This window comes from Streptomyces sp. NPDC006261, assembly GCF_040613515.1.
Classification (GTDB): Bacteria; Actinomycetota; Actinomycetes; order Streptomycetales; family Streptomycetaceae; genus Streptomyces.
On the sequence record NZ_JBEXSI010000003.1, the window covers coordinates 75592 to 97656 of the forward strand.

Consider the following 22065-nt stretch of genomic DNA (forward strand, 5'->3'; position numbering starts at 1 on the left):
CTCCCGCCTCAGCCATCCTCCCGGCTGCCAGCACCTTACGCACATGGTTGCGCGAGACGTCCGGTAATCGGCCCCCGGACAGCCGGAAGGGGTGGACCCCCGTCTGACGGCGGCGCCCACCCCTCACCTGCGCTTTTCCTGCTCCGTGGCCCCTACCGGGGTGCCATGGTGTCCGCGATGCCCGGATTGTCGTCCATCCAGGCCCTCACGGCTTCCTCCTCGTGACCCGCGCCGCGCTTCTGGATCTCGTTCTCCAGAGCGCCGAGCTGCTTCTCGCTCAGCTCGAAGTCCTTGAACCACTTCGTCAGCTGCGGGTACTGCTTCGGGAACTCCTTGGAGGCGATGGTGTGCAGCCGGTCGCCGTCACCGAACGCCTTCCTGGGGTCCTTCAGCTTGGTCATGCCGTACTCGTTGTACGCCCAGTGCGGGGTCCAGAGCAGGACGGCGACGGGCTCCTTCTTGGCGTACGCGCGCTTCAGCTCGGCCAGCATGCCGGGCGTGGAGGAGTCCAGGACCTTGTACTCCTTGTCCAGGCCGTACTGCGGCAGGACGTTGGTCTTCAGGTTCTCCATGGTGGCGGTGCCGGGCTCGATGCCGACGATCCGGCCCTTGAAGTCGGAGCCCTTGCCCTTGAGGTCCCCGAGCGTCTTGACGTCCTTGACGTAGTCGGGGACCGCGACCTCGATGGAGGTCGGCCCGTACCAGGAGCCCAGGTTCGTCAGCTTGTCGCCGTACTTGTCCCAGTAGTTCTTCTGCGTGTACGGCAGCCAGCCGTCGAACTGCACGTCGATCTGGCCGCGTGACATGGCGGCGTACATCGGGCCGACCTCGAACTGCTTGAGGTTGATCTTGTAGCCGCGCTCCTCCAGGACCGCCTTCCACAGATACGTGGCGGCGATGTCCTCCTCCCAGGGGAACCAGGCGACCTCCAGGGCGCGGTCGCGCTCGTCCTTGCCCCCGGGAGCCGCCTTGGCGTCCTTCGGGGCGGGGGACCACTTGTCGGCGACGCCCGGATTGGCCTTGAGCCAGGTGCGGACGGCCTCCTGCTCCTTGCCGGAGCCGCTCTTCTGGATCTGGGCCTCGAGGCTGGTGAGCTGCTCCTCGCTCATCTTGAATTCAGTGAGCCACTTGGCGACCACGGGGTTCTCGGCGGAGAAGCCCTTGCGCGCCAGGGTGTGGACGCCGTCGCCCTCGCCCCAGAGCTTCTTGGGGTCCTTGAGCTTGGTGAGGTCGTACTCGTTGTACGCCCAGTGCGGCGACCAGAGCGGAACGACGATCGGTTCCTTCTTGGCGTAGGCGCGCTTCAGCTCGGCCAGCATGGACGGCGTGGAGCCGTCGATCAGCTTGTACTCCTTGTCCAGGCCGTAGCCCGGCAGGAGCTTGTCCTTGAGCAGGCCCATCTCACCGGCGCTCGGCTCGATGCCGACGATCCGGCCCTTGAACTCGGAGGCCCGCCCCTTCAGGTCGTCCATCGACTGGACGTCCTTCATGTACGCGGGGACGGCGAGTTCCAGCGAGGTGGGGGCGTACCAGGCGCCCATGTCCTCCAGGCGGTCCTGGTACTTCTTCCAGTAGCTGGCGTGGGTGGTCGGGAGCCAGGCGTCGGTCTGGAAGTCGATCTGGCCGTTGGCCATGCCGGTGTAGAGCGAGCCGGCTTCGTACTGCTTGACGTCGACCTCGTAGCCGCGCTGCTCCAGCATCTCCTTCCAGAGGAAGGTGGAGGCGATGCCCTCGTCCCACGGGATGTAGCCGATGGAGATCTTCTTGCCGTCGCCCACCTGCGCGTCCGCGCCGGACGCGGTGTTCCTGGCGGAGCCGCCGAAGATGCCCATGCCGCCCGCGACGAGCGCGAGGGCCACGATGCCGGCGACCGCGGCGACGGGCTGCGGGCGGTAGGCCCAGATCTTCCAGCCCTCGACGGATGCCTGGGCCTTGGCGGCGGCGCGGCGGCCCAGCGGGGAGACCTCGCGGCCGAGCGCGCCGGTCATCCGGTCCAGGTACATGGCGAGGATGACGATGGAGACGCCCGCCTCGAAGCCGAGACCGACGTCGATGTTGCCGATGGCGCGGTAGACGGAACCACCGAGGCCGCCGCCGCCGACCATGCCCGCGATGACGACCATGGACAGGCCCAGCATGATGACCTGGTTGATGCCCGCCATGATCGTGGGCAGCGCGAGCGGCAGCTGGATGCGCAGCAGGGTGTTGCGCGAGGTGGTGCCGAAGGCTTCGGCGGCCTCGACGAGTTCACCGTCGACCTGGCGGATGCCGAGTTCGGTCATCCGGACGCCCGGGGGCAGCGCGAAGATGATGGTGGCGATGATGCCGGGGACCACGCCGACGCCGAAGAAGATGACGCCGGGGATCAGGTAGACCATGGCGGGCATGGTCTGCATGAAGTCGAGGACCGGCCGGATGACCGCACTGACCGTCCTGGACCGGGAGGCCCAGATGCCGAGCGGTACGGCGATGAGCAGTGTGACCAGGGTCGCGACGAGCACCAGGGTGAGGGTGTCCATCGCCTCGGCCCACAGCTCGACGGCGTCGATGAGGGCGAACCCGACGAAGGCCAGCAGTGCGGCCGGCAGACCGCGCAGCCACCAGGCGATGATCGCGACGATGCCCGCGAAGAGGAGCGGGTGGGGGGCGGAGAGTACGGCGGCTATGCCGTCGAACATGCCGCCGACGAGGGAGCTGATCGCGTCGAAGAGCCAGGCCAGGTGGGTCTGGAGCCAGTCGACGGCGGAGTCGACCCATTCACCGAGAGGGAGCCTAAACACTGGCCACCTTCTTCACGGCATCGTTGTCGGAGAGCGTAGTGTGCGGCGCCGCGGAGTCCTTGAGTGCCTCGGTGGGCGTCATCGGGTCGCCGAGCACGGCGAGCAGCCGGGAGCTGGGGACGACACCGACGAGCTTGCCCTTGGCATCGGTGACGGCCACCGGGTCCGCGCTCTGCGAGCAGGGGGTGAACAGCTCGATGATCGGCGTGGACTCCGTGACCGTGGCGGGGGCCGCCGTGAGGACGTCCTGCGGGGTGCGCAGTTCCTTGCCGTCGGTCGTGGTGGAGCCCATGACGGTGTGCGGTTCGGCCATGATGGCGCCCGCGGTGAGCACCCGGGAGCGGTCGACGTCCTGGGTGAAGGAGGCGACGTAGTCGTTGGCCGGGGTGACGAGGATGTCCTCGGCTGTGCCGAGCTGGACGATCTTCCCGTCGCGCATCACGGCGATCCGGTCGCCCAGGCGCATGGCCTCGTTGAGGTCGTGGGTGATGAAGACGATGGTCTTCTTCAGCCGCTTCTGGAGCTCCAGGAGCTGGTCCTGCATGTCCCGCCGGATCAGCGGGTCGAGCGCGCTGAAGGACTCGTCCATGAGGAGCAGGTCGGCGTCGGTGGCCAGCGCGCGGGCGAGGCCGACACGCTGCTGCATCCCGCCGGACAGCTCGTCGGGCCAGGAGTTCTCCCAGCCGGCGAGACCGGTCAGTTCCAGCGCCTCGGCGGCACGCCTGATCCGCTCGGAACGGGGTACACCCTGGACCTCGAGGCCGTACGCGGCGTTGTCCAGGACACTGCGGTGGGGGAAGAGCGCGAAATGCTGGAAGACCATGCTGATCTGGGAGGAGCGCACATGGCGCAGCTCGCGGGGGCTCAGGGCGGTGAGGTCCTGGTCGTCGAAGAGCACGCGCCCCGCGGTGGGTTCGAGGAGCCCGTTGAGCATCCGGAGCAGCGTGGACTTGCCCGAGCCGGACAGGCCCATCACGACGAAGATCTGGCCCGGCTCCACCGTGAAGGAGGCGTCGATCACCGCTGCGGTCGTTCCGTCGGCGCGCAGCTCGTCGCGGTCGGTGCCGCTCTCGAGCTTCCGCACGGCTTCATCGGGTCGTCGGCCGAACACTTTGTACAAGTTCTCGGCTTGCAGCCTGGACACATACACCTCACGGGTTGAACTGAAAAACGGTCTGCCACCCCCGTCGGCAGACCGTGGAGCGGTGCGGATTCGGTCCGCATGGCACGCGCACTAGGTGAAAATGCGACGTGGTCCACTCCGGTGGCGCGCCTGCCCGCACTTACACATGCCAAACGCAACAGTGATCCAGGTCACGACGGGGGCGTTTTCCGGTCACCGGGAGCCAGCGACAGCGACTGTCAGTGGCGTGGGGCATCATCGGTTCCGTGACGCGACGCCTGATGCTCCTCGACACCGCCTCCCTCTATTTTCGCGCCTATTTCGGCGTCCCCGACTCGGTGCGCGCACCGGACGGCACCCCGGTCAACGCCGCGCGCGGACTTCTCGACTTCATCGCCCGCCTGGTACAGGACCACCGGCCGGACGATCTGGTCGCCTGCTGGGACAACGACTGGCGCCCTCAGTGGCGGGTGGACCTGATCCCGACGTACAAGGCCCACCGGGTGGCCGTGGAGACGCCCGCCGGGCAGACCGACGAGGAGGAGATCCCCGACACGCTCTCCCCGCAGGTCCCGATCATCGAGGACGTGCTGGCCGCGCTGGGGATCGCCCGGGTCGGCGTCACGCCGTACGAGGCGGACGACGTGATCGGCACGCTCACCGCCCGGGCGACCGGGCCCGTGGACATCGTGACCGGCGACCGCGACCTCTATCAGCTGGTCGACGACGCCCGGCAGGTGCGGGTGCTCTATCCCCTCAAAGGTGTCGGCACGCTCCAGACGACCGACGAGGCCTGGCTCCGCGAGAAGTACGGGGTGGACGGCGCGGGCTATGTGGACCTGGCCCTGCTCCGCGGCGACCCGAGCGACGGGCTCCCGGGCGTGCCCGGCATCGGCGAGAAGACGGCGGCGAAGCTGCTGGACGCCTACGGGGACCTGGCCGGGATCATGGCGGCGGTGGACGACCCGGCGGCCAAGCTCACCCCCTCGCAGCGCAAACGGCTGGACGAGGCCCGGGACTACGTGGCGGTCGCGCCGAAGGTCGTGCGAGTGGCCAGGGGCGTCCCGCTGCCGGACTTCGACCCGACGCTGCCGCGTGAGCCGCGCGACCCGGCCGCGCTGGAAGCGCTTGCCGACCAGTGGGGGCTGGGCGGAGCGCTTCGGCGACTCCTCACCACACTCCAGGCCTGAGGTGTTAACTTAGGTATACCTAAGTCATCGGGGCCGGAGGTGTCCGGCCCCGTGCGCCGATGCGTACGCCGCCCGCACCCGTCCACCGACGAGCGGGCCCGTACGTCGAACCCAGGGAGTACCTCGTGGCAGAGCGGCCGGCCCGGCAAGGACCCAAGGCCCAGGGGGCGCAGGTCGTGCGCACCGAGCAGATCACCCCGCACATGGTGCGCGTGGTCCTCGGCGGCGAGGGGCTCGCCGACTTCTCCCTGGACGGCTTCACCGACCACTACATCAAGCTGTGCTTCGCGCCCGAGGGCGCCGACTACGCGCACCCGTTCGACGTCGCCACCATCCGTGAGAGCCACCCGCGCGAGCTGTGGCCCACGACGCGTACGTACACGATCCGCTCGTGGGACCCGGCCACCCGGGAAATGGCTGTCGACTTCGTCGTCCACGGCGACGAGGGCCTCGCGGGCCCCTGGGCGCAGCGGGTCCAGGTGGGCGAGCAGGTCACCTTCCTCGGCCCCGGCGGCGGTTACGCGCCACAGGCCTCGGCCGGCTGGCACCTCCTCGTCGGCGACGAGAGCGCCCTGCCGGCGATCGCCGCGTCGCTGGAGCAGATGCCCGCGGGCGCCTTGGTGCACGCCTTCGTCGAGGTGCCGGATGCCTCAGAGGAGCAGAAGATCGTGACACCCGACGGGGTGGCCGTGACCTGGCTGCACCGCGGCGACCGGCCGGTCGGCGAGCTGCTGACCGCCGCCGTGAAGGGGCTCGACTTCCCCGAGGGCGAGATCCAGGCGTTCGTGCACGGGGAGGCGGGCTTCGTGAAGGAGATCCGCCGCCACCTGCGTGTGGAGCGGCAGATCCCGCTCCAGCAGCTGTCGATCTCCGGCTACTGGCGCCTCGGCCAGAACGACGACGCCTGGCGCGCGGTCAAGCGCGAGTGGAACGAGCAGGTGGAGCGCGAGCAGGAGGGGCCGGCAGCGGCCGCGTAGAACCTCCCACGCGTCCTCACCCGGCCCCGTCCGCCGTTCCCGGCGGGCGGGGTCCGCGCGTGCGCGCGGGGCTGCCGCACGGGTCGGCGGCGGGGCATGAGGTCAGGCGCCCGCAGCGCCCCCCTCGGCCGGCGGCCCACCCGCCGGCCGCGACTCGTAGCGCTGGATGGAGACGTCCTCGTGGGCCAGCCTGCGCAGCGCGCCGAACATCGCTTCACCCAGGACCGTACCGACGACGACACCCTCGACCAGCTCCTCACGCCCCACCCGGCTCATGACGTAGTCCAGGTCGGCGCGGGCGACCGACTCGGCCGCGTCCGCGTAGACGTCGATCAGGTCGACGAGCCCGCCGTGCCCGACCCGGCGCAGTGCGGCGATCACCCCGGCCAGCGACTCGGCAGCCGAGGCCCCCGCGTCGGACTGCCAGCCGCGGAGCCGCAGCAGCTCGGCCACATCCTCCCGGGCCTGCTCCAGCTCCGGCCCGGCCTCACCCTCGGCGAGCGGGGGGACGCCCTCCGCCGCTCGGTCCAGCACCTTTATCACCGGCTGTTCGGGGTCGTCCGCGGCTTCCAGGACCTCGCCGATTGCCGCGAGCGAGAGGCCGCCCACCTCCAGCAGCACCCGGATCAGGCGCAGTCTGCGCTCATGCCCGGGTCCGTAGTCGGCCTGGTTGGGGCTCGTCAGCTCCCCCGGCGGCAGGAGCCCTTCCCGTACGTAGAACTTGACCGTCGGTACCGGGACTCCGGACCTGCGACTCAACTCGCCGATGCGCACCGCGTGTTCGCCCTTCCGCCCTTGCCAGATCAGACCGCCATCATAGATAGTGCCCCTGACGGATAGCGGTAAGCATCACTATCCATAGGTCGGTCGGAGTGCATACACAGGGGGTCCCTCATGCCGTCCTGGCGTTCGTGGCATCGCCCGTTAGTCGTCTTCTCCGCCGCGATGGCCCTCTGGGCACTCGTCTCCGCCGTGGGCCTCATGGCCGACGACCGGTTGCTGGTCGGCGCCCCGATCTGGGCGAAGCCCTTCAAGTTCGCCGTTTCCTTCGCCGCCTACGGCCTGACCCTGGCCTGGATGCTGGCGCATCTCACCCGAGGACGCCGGGCGGGCTGGTGGGCGGGGAACGTGGTCGTCCTCACGAGCCTCGTCGAGATGGCGATCATCACCCTGCAGGTGGTCCGCGGGAAGCGCAGCCACTTCAACTCCGCGACCCCGCTCGACACCGCCCTGTTCAGCGCGATGGGGGCCACGATCATCGTGCTGTGGGCGGCCACCCTGATGATCGCGGTTCTGCTGCTGCGCGCCCGGATCGCGGACCGGGCGGCGGCCTGGGCGATCCGGGGCGGCGTGCTGATCGCCCTGGTGGGCGCGGGTCTCGGCTTTCGTATGACGCAGCCGAGCGCGGAACAGCGGGCCGCCGGGAACCTGGACACCGCCGATGTGATCGGCGCCCACTCCGTCGGAGTGCCGGACGGCGGACCCACCATGCCGCTGACCGGCTGGTCCACGACCGGCGGTGACCTGAGGATGCCTCACTTCGTGGGCATGCACGCGCTCCAGCTGATCCCGCTGTTCCTGGTCGCCCTGGTGCTGCTCGCGCCCCGGATCACCCGCTTGCGCGACGCCGAGCTGCGCCTGCGCCTGGTGCGGGTGGTGACGGCCGGGTACGCCGGCCTCGTCGCGCTGACCACCTGGCAGGCGCTGCGGGGTCAGCCCCTGATCGCCCCGGACGCGGCCACGCTCACAGCCACGGGTGTGCTCCTGGCGGCGGTGGCTGCCGGCCTGTGGGCGGCGCTGCGTACCGCGCCCGACCCCGTTTCCGTACACGTACAGGCCGAACCGGCTTCCGAAAGCAAGGAGTTCACGGCATGACCGGCACCCTCTTCCAGATCACGTTCTATCTGGCCGCTCCGTTCTGGCTGCTGATGATCTTCGCTCCGACCTGGTCCGTCACCTCCCGGATCGTTTCCTCACCGCTGACGGTCCTGCCGCTCCTCGCCGTCTACACCGTCCTGGCCGTGCAGGTCTTCCCGGAACTCTGGACGGCGGTGAGCAGCCCGGACATCGACACCTTCAGGGAGCTGGTGGCGCTGGCCGAGGGCGCCGGAGCCCTGTGGGCGCAGGTGATCGCCTGGGATCTGCTGGTCGGCCAGTGGATGTTCCTGCAGAGCCGGAAGCTGGGGCTCTCCCCGTGGCTGACGGGCCCCTTGCTCGTGCTGACGATCCTGCTCTCGCCGTTCGGGCTGCTGGTCTTCCTGGCCCTGCGCGCCACCTGGCGGGGCGCAGACCGGCCGCAGGAGCAGCGCGGCTGAAACGCGCCGCTGCGTCGTACGGCCGGGCGAGGACCGGTTCTGGGAAGATCGCGGGCATCGGACCAATCCGGACGGCAGTCGGCTCCGAATCAGTTCTTGGAACCGATGACGTCCCGGGAGGAAACCCGCGTGAACCAAGCCGTACAGATCAGCGGGGTGCCCTCGCCAGAGCCTGACCTGCAGGAACTCATGGTGCTGGTCGCGCGGGGGGACCAGGACGCGTTCGCCAGGGTGTACGACGCGGTCTCCGGGCCCGTGCTCGGCCTCGTACGCGGTGTCCTGCGCGACCCGGCCCAGTCGGAGGAAGTCGCCCAGGAGGTCCTGGTCGAGGTATGGCGCACTGCCCCCCGCTTCCAGGCCTCCCGGGGCAGCGCCATGAACTGGGTGCTGACCCTCGCCCACCACCGGGCCGTCGACCGGGTCCGCTCGGTTGAGGCGTCGGCGGCGCGGGAGCACAGGGCGGCGCTCCTGGACCGCACACCCGCCTTCGACGAGGTCTCCGAACAGGTGGAGACGCGGCTCGAGAGAGAGCAGGTACGCCGATGTCTGCGGACCCTGTCCGAACTCCAGCGGCAGTCCGTCACCCTGGCCTATTACCAGGGCCTGACCTACCGTGAGGTGGCGGAACTCCTCACCGTGCCGCTGGGCACCATCAAGACACGACTCCGCGACGGCCTCATCCGGCTGCGCGACTGCCTGGGGGTGAGCGCATGAGCACGGCCGAACTGCACACGCTGACCGGGGCCTATGCCCTGCATGCGCTGCCGGAGGACGAGCGCCGCGAGTTCGAGCGGCATCTGGACGACTGCGAGGCCTGCACCCAGGAGGTGCGGGAGCTCTCTGCCACGGCCGCCCGGCTCGGTCTCGCCGTCGCCGAGAGTCCCCCGCGCGAGCTGCGCGCGAGGGTCCTGCGGGAGATCACGACCGTACGCCAGGAGGTGCCGTCGCACGGCAGACCGGGGCGTACGGGCGGCGGTGGCCGCGCCGGCCGCTTGTCCACCTACGCGCTGGCCGCCTGCATCGCGGCGGCGGCCGCCTTCGGCGGAGTGGCGGTGTGGCAGAACCAGGTGGCGCAGGACGCCCGCCAGGAGGCGAACCAGGCCCAGCGGCACAACGAGCGGCTGGCCCAGGTGCTCTCCGCGCCGGACGCGAAGACCAGCTCGGGTGAGCTGACCGGCGGCGCTCGCGGCACGGTCGTCGTCTCGGAGCAGGAGAACCGGGCGGTGTTCCTGGCGTCGGGGATGGAGCGGCCGCCGAGCGGCAAGGTGTACCAGCTCTGGTTCAACGACGAGGGCACCATGCGTTCGGCCGGGCTGATGAACCCCTCGGCGAGCGATGACGCGGTGCTGCTGGACGGGCCCGTGGACCGGGCGTCGGGGATGGGCATCACGGTCGAACCGGCGGGCGGATCGGCCGAACCGACCTCCGACCCGGTGGCCCTGATGGACTTTCCGACCGCCTGACCTCCCCTCTGCCCTCATCCGCAAGGAGCTTGCGTTCCATGAACGTCGCGGTGGTGCTGTTCACCTCCGATCTGCGTCTGCACGACAACCCGGTGCTGCGTTCCGCCCTGCGGGACGCGGACCGGGTCGTCCCGCTCTTCGTCCGGGACGACGCCGTCCACCGGGCCGGGTTCGACGCCCCCAACCGGCTCGCGTTCCTCGCCGACTGCCTGGCGGACCTGGACGCCGGACTACGGAAACGAGGGGGCCGGCTCATCGTCCGTACGGGCACTGTGGCGAAGGCGGTGCGGCGGCTGGTGGAGGAGACCGGGCCGGGGGCGGTGCACGTGGCCGCCGGGGTGAGCGGGTACGCGGCACGGCGTGAGGAGCAGTTGCGTACCGCCCTTGCGGACAGCGGGTGCGAGCTGCGCATCCATGACGCGGTGGTCACCGCGCTCGCTCCGGGCCGGGTGGTCCCGGCGGGCAAGGACCACTTCGCGGTGTTCACCCCGTACTTCCGCCGTTGGGAGGCGACGGGGGTGAGGGGCACACTGACCCCACCCCGCACGGTCCGGCTCCCGGACGGTCAGCTCTCCTCCGATCCGCTCCCCGCGCGGAACGACGTCGAGGAGGTCTCGCCCGGCCTGGCCGACGGGGGCGAGGGCGCGGGCCGCAAGCTGGTGACGTCCTGGCTCGACGGCGACATGGGCGACTACGCCGACGGCCACGACGACCTCGCCGGGGACGCCACCTCCCGGCTCTCCCCGCACCTCCACTTCGGTACGGTCTCCGCCGCCGAACTGGCCACCCGGGCCAAGGAGAAGGGCGGACCGGGCGGCGAGGCGTTCGTCCGGCAGCTGGCCTGGCGCGACTTCCACCACCAGGTGCTGGCGGCCCGCCACGACGCCTCCTGGACCGACTACCGGCCGCGCCGGGACCGCTGGCGATCCGACGAGGACGAGATCACCGCCTGGAAGACCGGCCGGACCGGCTACCCCGTGGTGGACGCGGCGATGCGGCAGCTGGCGCACGAGGGCTGGATGCACAACCGGGGGCGGCTGCTCGCCGCGAGTTTCCTCACCAAGACGCTGTACGTGGACTGGCGGGTGGGCGCCCGGCACTTCCTGGAGTTGCTGGTCGACGGCGACATCGCGAACAACCAGCTCAACTGGCAGTGGGTCGCGGGAACGGGGACGGACACCCGGCCCAACCGGGTGCTCAACCCGGTGACCCAGGCCAAGCGCTACGACCCGCGCGGCGATTACGTACGACGGTGGGTTCCGGAGCTGGCGGAGGTGAAGGGGTCCGCGGTCCACGAGCCGTGGAAGGTGAAGGAGCGGCTGGACTATCCGGAGCCGGTGGTGGACCTGGGCGAGGCGCGGGCACGGTTCGAGAAGGCGCGCGGGCTGGACTGAGGGCCTGTACGCGTGAGCGCGTACAGGCCCTCCACACCTGTCACCCGCGCCGAGGGGGCCGGGGGAAGAACCCGCTCGTCCGGGCCTGGTAGTCGGCGTACCCGGCACGTTCGGCCATATGGCGCTCCAGCAGGGCCGCCCCGCTCCCCTTGGTCAGCAGGAACGTCATCATCAGCGGGGCCACGACCGTCGCGGCGGCGGCAGCGGGCACCTGGCAGACGAAGAGGAACAGCCCCCACCAGACGAGGAAGTCACCGAAGTAGTTCGGGTGCCGGGTCCACGACCACAGTCCCCGGTCCATGATCTTCCCCTTGTTGGCGGGGTCGGCCTTGAACCGGGCGAGCTGGTGGTCCCCGATCGCCTCGAAGGCGAGCCCGACCGCCCACAGCACCGCACCCGCCCAGGCCCACCACACCAGAGGCCCGGTCAGGTACTGCGCGGCCTGCACCGGCAGGGAGACCAGCCAGACCAGCGCGCCCTGGAGGAGGTAGACCTTGCGCAGGGCGTGGAGCCTAGGGTTGCCGGAGGCCTTGGCCAGCATCTTCTCGTAGCGCGGGTCCTCCCCGTGGCCGCGCCCGCGCCGCCCGATGTGGACGGCGAGCCGCAGCCCCCAGGCCACGGTCAGTACGGTCACCAGGAGCCGCCGCGCGTCGTCGCCCTCCCCGGCCGAGAGGACGTACGAGACGAGGGCGACAGCGGCGAAACCGAGGCCCCAGGCGACGTCGACGACGCGGTGGACGCCCTTCCTCAGGGCGACGGCGAAGGTGACCAGCATGACGGCGAGGGCGGCGCCGGCCGCGCCCGCGAGCCCGCTCGCGAACGCGGCCCAGGCGAAGCCGCTCACCGGTCCGCTCCGTACCAGCCGGCCCGGGTGGACTCCATCCCCGCCGTACCGTTGCGGTCGGGTCGTACGCACAGGATCTGGTCGACGCCCATGCGCCGCTCCTCGAACGCGAGGGCGCCGCCGACGAGATAGAGCCGCCAGACGCGCGCGGTCTCCTCCCCCACCAGCGCCGTGAACTCCCCCCAGCGCTCCTCCAGCGTCCGCCGCCAGGCGTCCACGGTCAGGACGTAGTGCTCGCGCAGGGCCTCCACATCCCGCACTTCGAGACCCGCTCCCTCCAGCAGCCCGACGGTCTCCCCGACCGGCCGCATGTGCATGTCCGGGGCGATGTACGACTCGATGAACGCGCCGCCGCCCGGGGCGTCGGCGCCCCGCGACATCTGCTGGACGAGCACCCGGCCCTGCGGGCGCAGGGAGTCGTGCAGGATCCGGGTGAAGGCGGGGTACTCGGCGTCCCCGACGTGCTCGCCCATCTCGATGGTGGAGACGGCGTCGTACGTCCCCCGGGTCTGCGGCCGCTCGGCGATGTCGCGGTAGTCGATGCCGAGGACCTCGACGAGCTCCTCCAGACCACGTGCCGTCACCTGCCCCCGTACGTAGGCGGCCTGTTCGGCGGCGAGCGTGACGGCGGTGACCCGGACGCCGTGGTGCTGGGCCGCGTGGAGGGTCAGGGAGCCCCAGCCGCAGCCGATGTCCAACAGGCGTGCGCCGGGCCGCAGTCCGAGCTTGCGGCAGATCAGCTCCAGCTTGTCGCGCTGGGCGTCGGCGGGGCCGTAGCCGGGAGCGTCGCTGGTCCAGTAGCCGCAGGAGTACGCCATGGTCTCGTCGAGGAGCAGCGCGTAGAAGGCGTTGGACAGGTCGTAGTGGTGGCTGATCGCCGCCCGGTCCCGGGCCTTGCTGTGCAGCGCCCCGCGCAGCCCGGCCCGGGCTGCCGGGACCGGCGGGCGGGGTCCTACGGCGCCGAGGCGCAGGGCGGTGCCCGCGGCTCTGAGGCGTTCGGTGAGGGAGGGCGCGGGCGGGGTGAGGCCGCGTTCGTCCATCGCACGGCGCATGGCGCGCAGCCCGTCGCCGAGGTCTTCGTCGAGGTCGATCTCCCCGGTGATGTACGCCTCCGCCAGGCCGAGTTCACCCGGCTCCCAGAGCAGGCGGCGCAGGGCGCGGCGGGAGCGCACGTGGACCGTGGGGGCGTCCTCGGGCCCGGCCTCGCTGCCGTCCCACATTCGTACCCGGACCGGCAGTCCGCCGCCGAGCAGCCTCTCGGCCAGGGGTTCCAGCCGCTGGGCGGCGCCGGTGGGGGTGCGGCGGACGGGGGGCTTGGCAGGGGGCCTGGTGGCGGTGCTGGTCACGGGGTCTCCTGGTGGGCCGGGCCGCCGGCCGGTACGCCGCCGGTCCGGTCGGCGGGGTCACGTGTCAGCAGCAGCTGCTGCACGTCGAGGTAGCCGGAGCGGAAGCCGGCCTCCGAGTAGGCCAGGTAGAAGGTCCACATACGGCGGAACACGGCGTCGAAGCCGAGGGCGTCGACCTGGGCGGAGCGTTCGGTGAACCGTTCGCGCCAGAGGCGGAGCGTCTCGGCGTAGTGCGCGCCGTAGCCGGTGCGCCGGGCGGTCCGCAGGCGGGTGTGCTCGGTGGTGACCCGTTCGATCGCCTCGATGGAGGGCAGCAGTCCGCCCGGGAAGATGTACTTGTGGATCCAGGTGTACGTGGACCGGCTGGCGCGCAGCCGGTCGTCCGGCATGGTGATGGCCTGGACGGCGACCCGGCCGCCGGGGGCGAGCAGCCGGTCCAGGGTCTGGAAGTAGACGGGCCAGAACTCCTCGCCGACCGCCTCGATCATCTCGACGCTGACGATGGCGTCGTACTCGCCGGTGACCTGCCGGTAGTCGCAGAGCCGGACCTCGACCCGGTCTGCGGAGCCGGCCTCGCGGATGCGCGTACGGGCCAGTGCGCGCTGCTGGGCGGAGAGGGTGACGGTGGTGACGCGGGCGCCACGGGCGGCGGCCCGGATGGCGAGTTCGCCCCAGCCGGTGCCGATCTCCAGGAGCCGGGTCCCCTCGCGGACCCCGGCGGCGTCCAGCAGCCGGTCGATCTTGCGGTGCTGGGCGGCGGGCAGCAGGGACTGCTCGGCGGGGAAGCCGCGGAAGACGGCGGAGGAGTAGGAGAGCGTCTCGTCCAGGAAGAGCGCGAAGAGGTCGTTGGAGAGGTCGTAGTGGTGGCTGATGTTCTCCCGCGAACCCTCGGGGGTGTTGAGCTGCGCCGCCGGCTTGCGCAACGCCCAGAGGGAGCGCAGCCGTTGGAGGGGGGCGGGGACGAGCTCGGCGGCGTTGTCGGCGAGGACGGTGAGGACGGCGACCAGGTCGGGGGCGTCCCACTCACCGGCCATGTAGGACTCGCCGAAGCCGATGAGCCCGCTCGCGCCGATCCGCCCGAAGAAGGCGTCGGGGTCACGGATGTCCATGAGCGGCCCGCCGAGACCGATGTCCTCCACACCCGCGAGCCGGGCGCGCAGAGGGAGCTCCGCGAGCGCGCGGCGGACGATGCGTTCCGCGACGGCGGTCCTGGCACGGGAGGCGCGGGGCCGGGTGACGATGTCGGGCCAGCGCTCGGGGCCGGTGGCGGAGGGCCGCCGGTCCGCCCGGGCGGCCGGCCCGTGGTCGTGGCCCCTCTGCGCGGGGACGGGTGCTGCCGCGTCGGGGGTCCGGTCTGCCGGCAGCTGGTGGGTGGGCGCGGTCACTGCATGCCTTCCTGTGGGCGGTGCTGAGGACGGGGCTGCACGGGGAGGCCGCGCAGGTGGAGCCGGATGCCGTGCAGCCGGATGGCGAGGGAGACGGCGACGGTGGAGAAGGGGTGGCGCAGGGCGAGACGGGCCAGCGCCCGGGAGGTGGCCCGGCGGCGGGTGCCCCGTACGGTCGCGGTGAACGGGCGGGCCCCCTCACGCTCCAGATGGACGCTCAGGTCCAGCCGCTCGCCCGGCTCGGGCAGCCGCATCCGGTACCCGCCGTCGACGGGGAAGAACGGCGAGACGTAGAACTCCTTGCCGGTCGTGGCCCGGTGCCGGGCGTCCGGGTGCAGCAGGTAGCCGTGCCGCTCGCCGTACGTGTTGTGCACCTCGGCCACGACGCAGAGCGGGGAGCCGTCGGCGCGGCGGCACCAGTAGACGGTGAGCGGGTTGAAGACATGGCCGAGGACCCGGGCCTGGGTGAGCATGGTGACGGTGCCGTCGGCGAGGTCCACTCCACGGGCTTCCAGGAACCGGCTCAGCCCGGCCCTGATGGTGGGCGCGGTCCCGCCGAAGTGGTCCCGCGCCTCGAACCGGGCCAGCGGCCGCAGGGCGCGCGGCAGCCGGGGCGGGGCGTCCGGGTCGATGAGCCACAGGTAGGTCCGGTGCCGCAGCGCGTACCTGCCGGGCCGGGTCCGTACGTGCGTGATGGTGCACGGGTACAGGGCGCCTCCGGAGCCGCTCACCATGCCACCCCCAGCGACGCGGCGGCCTCGGCCCCCGAACGGCAGCCGTCCTCGTGGAAGCCCCAGCCGTGGTACGCCCCCGCGTAGGCGGTGACGGGCCCGGAGAGAGCGGGCAGCCGGGCCTGGGCCGCGACGGATTCCGGGGTGTAGACGGGGTGTTCGTAGACCATGCGGGCCCGTACCGAATCAGGGTCGACGCGGTCGGAGCCGTTCAGCGTGACGACGAAGGTCTCGGGCGCGTCGAGCCGCTGGAGCCGGTTCATGTCGTAGCTGACGGTGACCCGGTCGGCGGCGGCGGCGCAGGAGGGCATCAGGTAGTTCCAGGAGGCCCTGGCGCCCCGGCTGCGGGGCAGCAGCGTGGTGTCGGTGTGCAGGAGCGTCGGATTGCGGGAGTAGCTGAAGGCGCCGAGCGTGGCGCGTTCGGCGTCGGTCGGGTCGGCCAGCAGCCGGAGCGCCTGGTCGGGGTGGGTGGCGATGACGACGGCGTCGTACGGGGTGGTCGTGCCGTCCTCGGTGGTGAGGTCGACGCCGTCCGCGTGGCGGGTGAGGGTCCGGACCGGGGTCGCGGTGTGGACGGCGGTGAGCTGCTTGACCACACGCTGCACGTAGGCGCGTGAACCGCCGGTGACGGTCCGCCAGACCGGGGAGCCGCCGATGGTGAGCATCCCGTGATGGGCCAGGAACGCGAAGAGGTGGCGGGCCGGGTAGCGCAGGGCGGTGACCGGGTCGCAGGACCAGACGGCGGAGACCATGGGGGTGAGGAAGTGGGCGTGGAAGTACGGGGAGAAGCGGCCGCGCCGGGCGAACTCCCCGAGCGTCACGTCGGTGGCCGGGCTCCCCGGCAGCTCAAGCAGCGCGCGGGCGGCACGGTGGAAGCGGGTCACCTCGGCGAGCATCCGCAGGTAGGGGCCGCGGAAGACCGAGCGGGGCTGGGCGAAGAGTCCGGCGGGCCCGCGGGCGCCCGCGTACTCCAGTCCGCACCCTTCGCACCGTACGGACATCGACATCTCCGACTCCTGGGTGGCGACGCCCAGTTCGCCGAAGAGTCGCAGCAGGTGGGGGTAGGTCCGCCGGTTGTGCACGATGAAGCCCGAGTCGACGCGGTGCACCCGGCCGTCGGACGCCGCCAGCTCATGCGTGTGGGCGTGGCCGCCGACGCGGTCGTCCGCCTCGTACAGCGTGACGTCGTGCGCCTCGCGCAGGACATGGGCGGCGGTCAGTCCCGCCACTCCGCTCCCCACCACGGCTGTCCGCCGCCGCTCCCCTGCCATCCCCGGCTCCCTCCGGTCCTCCTGCGCTGTTCGGAGCAGTACGGAGACGCTCCTCAGGACTGCATTCGTCGCAGGTGGCCGGAAGGATTGGTCGATGATCGGAACTAATTCGATCGAGTGAATGCCCCCGCCGGACCAATCCGCTGGCCGACCCGCGCCGAATCCCTTACGTGAGAGCAGATCGGAACACTCCGCGGACGGACGGGGCCCTCGGGTCCCGGCGGTCCCGCCCGGCGCGCGCCGCGTTCGCCGCGCCCGGCGGCCGGACCACCGGGCCCGGTGCCCGGTGCGCCGCCCCCTCGCCCTCCGCGCCCCACGTGCACCGGCCGGCGCCGGTCACCGCGACGGGCGGGGCGGGCCGGCGACCCACCCCGTCGGCGGATCCGGTCTGCGGTGCGGTCGGCGGCGGCCACACTGCCCGGGCGGCCGGGGAGCCGTTCGTGCGGTGCGCCGCCGCCGGTCGGGGGCGCCGGGCCGGCCGCAGGAGCGAGGCGGCTCCTGGTCGGACGACCGGCTCCGGCACCGGGTCCGTCTCCCGCGGCTGGGAGACGGACCACGGAACGGCCCACGGAACGGACCGTGGACCGGACCGCGGAAGGCCGGAAGCCACCCAGCACCCCCGTTGCCGTCTCCTCTTCCCCTCCTCCGGCCCTTGAGCACTGTTCCTCTCCCTCCCCCGCTCAGCACCTTCGATCCAGGAGAACCACCATGAACACCCTCCACTTCCGTCGCATCGCCGTCGCCGTGGCCACCGCGGCCGTGCTACCGCTGGCTCTGACCGCCTGCTCCTCGGGCGACTCCTCCAAGGACTCGGCAGCGGGCTCGACCCCCAGCGCGGCAGCGTCGACGAGCGCCTCGGCCGGTGACTCCATTGCCGCGGACAAGCCGTTCGGTCCCGGGTGTGCGTCGGTGCCGCAGGACGGCGCGGGCTCGTTCGACGGCATGGCGAAGGACCCGGTCGCGACGGCCGCTTCGAACAATCCGGAACTGTCGACGCTGGTGGCCGCCGTGAAGCAGGCCGGCCTGGTCGACACGCTCAACAGCGCTGAGAACATCACGGTGTTCGCCCCGACCAACGACGCGTTCGCCAAGATTCCGAAGGCCGACCTGGACGCGCTGCTGGCGGACAAGGCCGAGCTCACCAAGGTCCTCACCTACCACGTGGTGGGAGAGAAGCTGACGCCGAAGCAGCTGGAGAAGGGCTCCTTCGACACGCTGGAGAAGAGCGAGCTGACGACGGCCGGCTCGGGCACGGAGTACACCGTGAACGACGTCTCGAAGGTCGTCTGCGGCAACGTCCCGACCGCCAACGCGACCGTGTACATCGTCGACTCGGTCCTGATGCCCCCGAAGTGACCGTGAGGGCGTGACGAAAGGGCGGTGGGCCGCAGGGGATCGCGGCCCACCGCCCTTCGCCGTCCCCTTGCGGAGGCGGGGCTGGGACCCGGCGAGGCGACGGACGACACGCGGATGGCGGCGCTGGTCGGCGCATCGCTGCTGGAGCGGGGCGGCCCGGACCCCCTCGCGGAACGTCTGAACAGCGAGGCCTCAGGGGTACACATAAGGGACATATAAGAGCAAACTAGGTAAACGGGTGCCCGGCGCACACTCCGCACGACGTCGGGGCCCGCAGGACCGAAGGAGACGAATTCTCATGAGCAACGTCTCGAACGCCAGGAGTGGCGTCAGGGGTGACATGGCGGGACACCCCGACGCCTCCGAAATGAGCGCACGGTACGAGAGGATGATGGGTGGCCGCGATGTGGCCCTTGTGGACGCGCCGGTGTTCCTCGTCGGCCTCTACTGCGCCGTCTCCCCCTGGGTGCTCCACTTCACGGCCAGCCAGCCCGGCCTGGTGACGCACAACCTGGTGATGGGTATAGCGATCGCCGTCCTGGCCCTCGGCTTCACCGTGATGCCGGAGCGGATGTACGGCCTGAGCTGGGCGATGTGCGCGATCGGCGCGTGGGTCATCGTGTCGGCCTGGGTCGTCGGGAGCAGCCCGGACGCCGGAGTCGTGGTCAACAACATCATCATCGGCGGACTGACGGTGCTGCTGGGCCTGGTCTGCGCCGGAGCCGCAACGAGAAACCGCCGCACCTGAAAGCACCTGCCGTCAGGACAACAGCCCCGCCCCACCCCGGCCTCTCCGGCACTGGAGAAGCGGGGTCAGGGGCGGAGGCACGCCCACACCAGCACCTTTGGCGCCTGAGGAGCGGGGCTCGGGGCGAAGCCCCGGTTCCGGTGAGGGGCGGGTAGGGGACGAGCACACCCCCCGGTAAGGGGCGGGTAGGGGACAAGCACACCCCAGGAGCCCACACCCCCAGCCGCCCCACCCACCGCGTCAGCCGACAGAGCTGTAAGCCACAACCCCCCGCAGCACCCCGTCAACCGCCTTCCGCGCGTTCCGGGACACGGAACTCGCCCCCGCACTCCCCTCCCGAGGAGCCGCCGCAGCCACCTGCCCCAGGACGTCGATCACCTGTTTGCACCACCGTACGAAGTCCCCCGCCGGCATCTCCGCCTCGCGCAGCACCTCGTCCAGCGTGCGTCCGGAGGCCCACATGTAGACCGCCCAGGCGAAGCCGAGATCGGGCTCACGCTGCCCGACCCCCTCCGTCTGGTTGATCTTGAAGTCCTCCTCCAGCGCGTCCAGCCGCCCCCAGATCCGCACCATCTCGCCCATGGCGACCCTGGCCGGCCCGGACGGCAGCTTCGGCGCCACCGCGTCATCGGCCTGCCGCGCCTCGTAGACCAACGCCGAGACACATGCGGCCAGCTCAGCGGGGTTGAGCCCTTCCCAGACCCCCTCCCGCAGACACTCACTGGCGAGCAGGTCCAGCTCCCCGTACAACCGCGCCAGCCGTCGCCCGTTCTCCGTGACCTCGTTGCCCCGGAGGTAGTCCAGCTCGGTCAGGAGCGCGACGATCCGGTCGAAGGTCCGGGCGATCGTGTTCGTCCGCCCCTCGATGCGGTGCTCCAGCTGCCGCGTGTCCCGCTGAAGCCGGTGGTAGCGCTCGGCCCAGCGCGCATGGTCCTCGCGCTCGTCGCACCCGTGGCACGGGTGGGCGCGCAGCTCGGTCCGCAGCCGGAGGATCTCGCGGTCGTCGGCGGCGGGCGCCCGCCCCTTGCGGTGCCGGTCGGGCACGATGTGCCCGGCCTTGGTCCGCAGCGCGGAGGCCAGATCCCGCCGGGACTGCGGCGAGCGCGGGTTGAACGACTTCGGGACGCGCATCCGGTCCAGCGCCTCCACCGGCACCGGGAAGTCCATCGAGGCCAGCCGCTTGACCTGCCGCTCGGCGGTCAGCACCAGCGGACGCGGCCCGTCGTGGTGGTCGAACCCGCGGTGCCCGTTGGCCCGCCCGGCGGGCAGACCGGGATCCAGCACCAGCGCAAGCCCCGCGAACTTCCCCGTCGGCACGTGGATGACATCGCCCGGCTTCAGCTTCTCCAGCGAGGAGGCCGCCGCCGCCCGCCGCTGCGCCGCGCCCTGCTTGGCGAGCTCCGTCTCCCGGTCCTTGAGGTCGCGGCGCAGCCGCGCGTACTCCTCGAAGTCACCGAGGTGGCAGGTCATGCCCTCCTTGTAGCCCTCCAGGCCCTCCTCGTTGCGCTGCACCTGCCGTGAGATCCCGACGACGGACTTGTCCGCCTGGAACTGGGCGAACGAGGTTTCCAGCAGCTCTCGCGAGCGGTGCCGCCCGAACTGCTGCACCAGGTTGACGGCCATGTTGTACGAGGGGCGGAAGCTGGAACGCAGCGGATACGTACGCGTTCCCGCGAGGCCGGCCAGCGCCGTCGGGTCCATGCCGCGCTGCCACAGGACCACCGCGTGGCCCTCGACGTCGATGCCGCGGCGGCCGGCCCGGCCGGTGAGCTGGGTGTACTCGCCGGGGGTGATGTCGGCGTGCTGCTCACCGTTCCACTTGACGAGCTTCTCCAGCACCACGGAGCGCGCGGGCATGTTGATGCCGAGTGCAAGGGTCTCGGTGGCGAAGACCGCCTTCACCAGACCCCGTACGAACAGCTCCTCGACGACCTCCTTGAAGGTCGGCAGCATGCCCGCGTGGTGGGCGGCGATGCCCCGCTCAAGGCCTTCGAGCCACTCGTAGTACCCGAGGACATGAAGGTCCTCGCCGGGGATGGAGGCCGTCCGCTCCTCGACGATCTCGCGCACCAGCCGGCGCTTGTCCTCGTCGTTGAGCCGGAGTCCGGCGTGCAGGCACTGCTGGACGGCGGCCTCGCAGCCGGCCCGGCTGAAGATGAAGGTGATCGCGGGCAGCAGCCCCTCGTTGTCCAGCCGGTCGATGACCTCGGGCCGGCCGGGTGTCCAGATCCGGCTGCGCTGTCGCCGCTCGCGCTCGCGGTCGGCCTCGCGCACCATCTTGCCCCGGCGGCGGTCCCGGGGGTTGTAGACGTTCTGGTTCTCCTGCCGGGCGAGCCGGACCAGGTCCGGGTTGACCTCACGGCGTCCGGCGCCGCGGCCCCCGTGGTCGGTCGCCTCCTCGAAGAGGTCGTACATCCTGCGTCCGGCCATGACGTGCTGCCAGAGCGGCACCGGCCGGTGCTCGGAGACGATCACCTCGGTGGAGCCGCGCACGGTGTCCAGCCAGTCGCCGAACTCCTCGGCGTTGGACACGGTCGCCGACAGCGACACCAGAGTCACCGACTCCGGCAGGTGGATGATCACTTCTTCCCACACCGCGCCACGGAAGCGGTCGGAGAGGTAGTGCACCTCGTCCATGACCACGTAGCCGAGGCCGGACAGCGACTGCGAGCCCGCGTACAGCATGTTCCGCAGGACCTCGGTGGTCATCACGACCACCGGCGCCTCGGAGTTGACGCTGTTGTCGCCGGTCAGCAGGCCGACCTTGTCCGCGCCGTACCGCTTGACCAGGTCGGCGAACTTCTGGTTGGAGAGCGCCTTGATCGGCGTGGTGTAGAAGCACTTGCGGCCCTGCTCCAGGGCCAGGTGCACGGCGAACTCGCCGACGATCGTCTTGCCCGACCCCGTCGGGGCCGCGACCAGCACCCCCTTGCCCGCCTCAAGGGCCTGGCAGGCCTCGATCTGGAACGGGTCCAGTCCGAACTCGTACATCTCCCGGAAGGGCCCGAGGGCCGTCGCCATCTCGGCCGCACGGGCGCGGGATGCCTGGTATCGCTCAGCTGGTGAGAGGTCCTCTGTCATCTTGCGTACGAGCCTACCCGTCACCTCTGACACTCAGCCCGATCTTTGAATCCCCTGGGCC

General features: G+C 71.3%; 18 protein-coding genes and 1 pseudogene. 10 read left to right on the top strand and 9 right to left on the bottom strand.

The annotated features are described in order from the left end of the window. Positions 1 to 152 precede the first annotated feature (152 nt). Together ABZ154_RS02505 and ABZ154_RS02510 are read right to left on the bottom strand one after the other, a co-directional pair. Positions 153 to 2780 carry an ABC transporter permease/substrate binding protein gene (locus ABZ154_RS02505; protein WP_356828303.1) on the bottom strand — a complete coding sequence of 876 codons (2628 nt, stop codon included), beginning with the start codon at positions 2778 to 2780 and terminating at the stop codon, positions 153 to 155. Further along, the gene (locus ABZ154_RS02510) at positions 2773 to 3864 is read right to left on the bottom strand and encodes a betaine/proline/choline family ABC transporter ATP-binding protein (RefSeq protein WP_356828305.1); all 1092 of its coding nucleotides are present in this window, start codon (positions 3862 to 3864) and stop codon (positions 2773 to 2775) included. The genes ABZ154_RS02505 and ABZ154_RS02510 overlap by 8 nt, the downstream gene beginning before the upstream one ends. Positions 3865 to 4184: 320 nt before the next feature. Here ABZ154_RS02510 and ABZ154_RS02515 point away from each other — a divergent pair, with 320 nt between their 5' ends. Beyond that, positions 4185 to 5093, top strand: coding sequence for a 5'-3' exonuclease (locus tag ABZ154_RS02515; RefSeq protein ID WP_356828504.1), 909 nt, complete (start codon positions 4185 to 4187; stop codon positions 5091 to 5093). Between the two features lie 125 nt (positions 5094 to 5218). Beyond that, on the top strand, positions 5219 to 6070 hold the full coding sequence (locus tag ABZ154_RS02520; RefSeq protein ID WP_356828307.1) for a siderophore-interacting protein: 852 nt from the start codon (positions 5219 to 5221) through the stop codon (positions 6068 to 6070). Between the two features lie 102 nt (positions 6071 to 6172). On the opposite strand, the gene ABZ154_RS02525 is transcribed toward ABZ154_RS02520, so the two are convergent. After that, the gene (locus ABZ154_RS02525; RefSeq protein ID WP_356828309.1) at positions 6173 to 6844 is read right to left on the bottom strand and encodes a MerR family transcriptional regulator; all 672 of its coding nucleotides are present in this window, start codon (positions 6842 to 6844) and stop codon (positions 6173 to 6175) included. Between the two features lie 171 nt (positions 6845 to 7015). Between ABZ154_RS02525 and ABZ154_RS02530 the strand changes: the two genes are divergently transcribed. The 5 genes from ABZ154_RS02530 (at position 7016) to ABZ154_RS02550 (ending at position 11242) form a co-directional block, all read left to right on the top strand. Continuing rightward, on the top strand, positions 7016 to 7945 hold the full coding sequence (locus tag ABZ154_RS02530) for a hypothetical protein (protein WP_356828311.1): 930 nt from the start codon (positions 7016 to 7018) through the stop codon (positions 7943 to 7945). After that, positions 7942 to 8385 (top strand): ABA4-like family protein, encoded by a 444-nt coding sequence (locus ABZ154_RS02535; protein ID WP_356828313.1) that lies wholly within the window; start codon positions 7942 to 7944, stop codon positions 8383 to 8385. Before ABZ154_RS02530 ends, ABZ154_RS02535 begins: the two co-directional genes overlap by 4 nt. A 105-nt stretch (positions 8386 to 8490) precedes the next feature. Next, positions 8491 to 9099, top strand: coding sequence for a sigma-70 family RNA polymerase sigma factor (locus tag ABZ154_RS02540; RefSeq protein WP_356828315.1), 609 nt, complete (start codon positions 8491 to 8493; stop codon positions 9097 to 9099). Then, the gene (locus ABZ154_RS02545; protein ID WP_356828317.1) at positions 9096 to 9848 is read left to right on the top strand and encodes an anti-sigma factor; all 753 of its coding nucleotides are present in this window, start codon (positions 9096 to 9098) and stop codon (positions 9846 to 9848) included. Before ABZ154_RS02540 ends, ABZ154_RS02545 begins: the two co-directional genes overlap by 4 nt. A 38-nt stretch (positions 9849 to 9886) precedes the next feature. Then, on the top strand, positions 9887 to 11242 hold the full coding sequence (locus ABZ154_RS02550) for a deoxyribodipyrimidine photo-lyase (RefSeq protein ID WP_356828319.1): 1356 nt from the start codon (positions 9887 to 9889) through the stop codon (positions 11240 to 11242). 40 nt (positions 11243 to 11282) lie between these two features. Here ABZ154_RS02550 and ABZ154_RS02555 read toward each other — a convergent pair whose 3' ends face one another. From ABZ154_RS02555 to ABZ154_RS02575, 5 genes are read right to left on the bottom strand one after another with little or no spacing between them, the layout of a single operon-like run. Further along, positions 11283 to 12086 (bottom strand): DUF1295 domain-containing protein, encoded by an 804-nt coding sequence (locus tag ABZ154_RS02555; RefSeq protein ID WP_356828321.1) that lies wholly within the window; start codon positions 12084 to 12086, stop codon positions 11283 to 11285. Next, positions 12083 to 13432: a cyclopropane-fatty-acyl-phospholipid synthase family protein gene (locus tag ABZ154_RS02560; protein ID WP_356828323.1), complete on the bottom strand. Its 1350-nt coding sequence runs from the start codon at positions 13430 to 13432 to the stop codon at positions 12083 to 12085. Before ABZ154_RS02560 ends, ABZ154_RS02555 begins: the two co-directional genes overlap by 4 nt. Continuing rightward, positions 13429 to 14817, bottom strand: coding sequence for a cyclopropane-fatty-acyl-phospholipid synthase family protein (locus ABZ154_RS02565; protein WP_356828325.1), 1389 nt, complete (start codon positions 14815 to 14817; stop codon positions 13429 to 13431). The genes ABZ154_RS02560 and ABZ154_RS02565 overlap by 4 nt, the downstream gene beginning before the upstream one ends. After that, positions 14814 to 15551, bottom strand: coding sequence for a DUF1365 domain-containing protein (locus tag ABZ154_RS02570; RefSeq protein WP_356828327.1), 738 nt, complete (start codon positions 15549 to 15551; stop codon positions 14814 to 14816). The genes ABZ154_RS02565 and ABZ154_RS02570 overlap by 4 nt, the downstream gene beginning before the upstream one ends. Then, complete coding sequence (locus tag ABZ154_RS02575; RefSeq protein WP_356828329.1) at positions 15545 to 16819, bottom strand: FAD-dependent oxidoreductase; 1275 nt, start codon at positions 16817 to 16819, stop codon at positions 15545 to 15547. The genes ABZ154_RS02570 and ABZ154_RS02575 overlap by 7 nt, the downstream gene beginning before the upstream one ends. Positions 16820 to 17527: 708 nt before the next feature. On the opposite strand from ABZ154_RS02575, the gene ABZ154_RS02580 reads away from it, so the two are divergent. The 3 genes and pseudogenes from ABZ154_RS02580 (at position 17528) to ABZ154_RS02590 (ending at position 18923) form a co-directional block, all read left to right on the top strand. After that, positions 17528 to 18175 (top strand): fasciclin domain-containing protein, encoded by a 648-nt coding sequence (locus ABZ154_RS02580; RefSeq protein ID WP_356828331.1) that lies wholly within the window; start codon positions 17528 to 17530, stop codon positions 18173 to 18175. A 68-nt stretch (positions 18176 to 18243) separates the two neighbouring features. Continuing rightward, positions 18244 to 18337 (top strand): annotated as a pseudogene (locus ABZ154_RS02585) (ADP-ribosylglycohydrolase family protein); the annotation flags it as partial. 136 nt (positions 18338 to 18473) lie between these two features. Further along, a complete protein-coding gene (locus ABZ154_RS02590; RefSeq protein ID WP_356828333.1) occupies positions 18474 to 18923 on the top strand; it encodes an SPW repeat protein in 450 nt (149 codons plus the stop codon). Positions 18924 to 19163: 240 nt separating this feature from the next. Here ABZ154_RS02590 and ABZ154_RS02595 read toward each other — a convergent pair whose 3' ends face one another. Beyond that, on the bottom strand, positions 19164 to 22004 hold the full coding sequence (locus ABZ154_RS02595) for a DEAD/DEAH box helicase (protein WP_356828335.1): 2841 nt from the start codon (positions 22002 to 22004) through the stop codon (positions 19164 to 19166). Between the last annotated feature and the right edge of the window lie 61 nt (positions 22005 to 22065).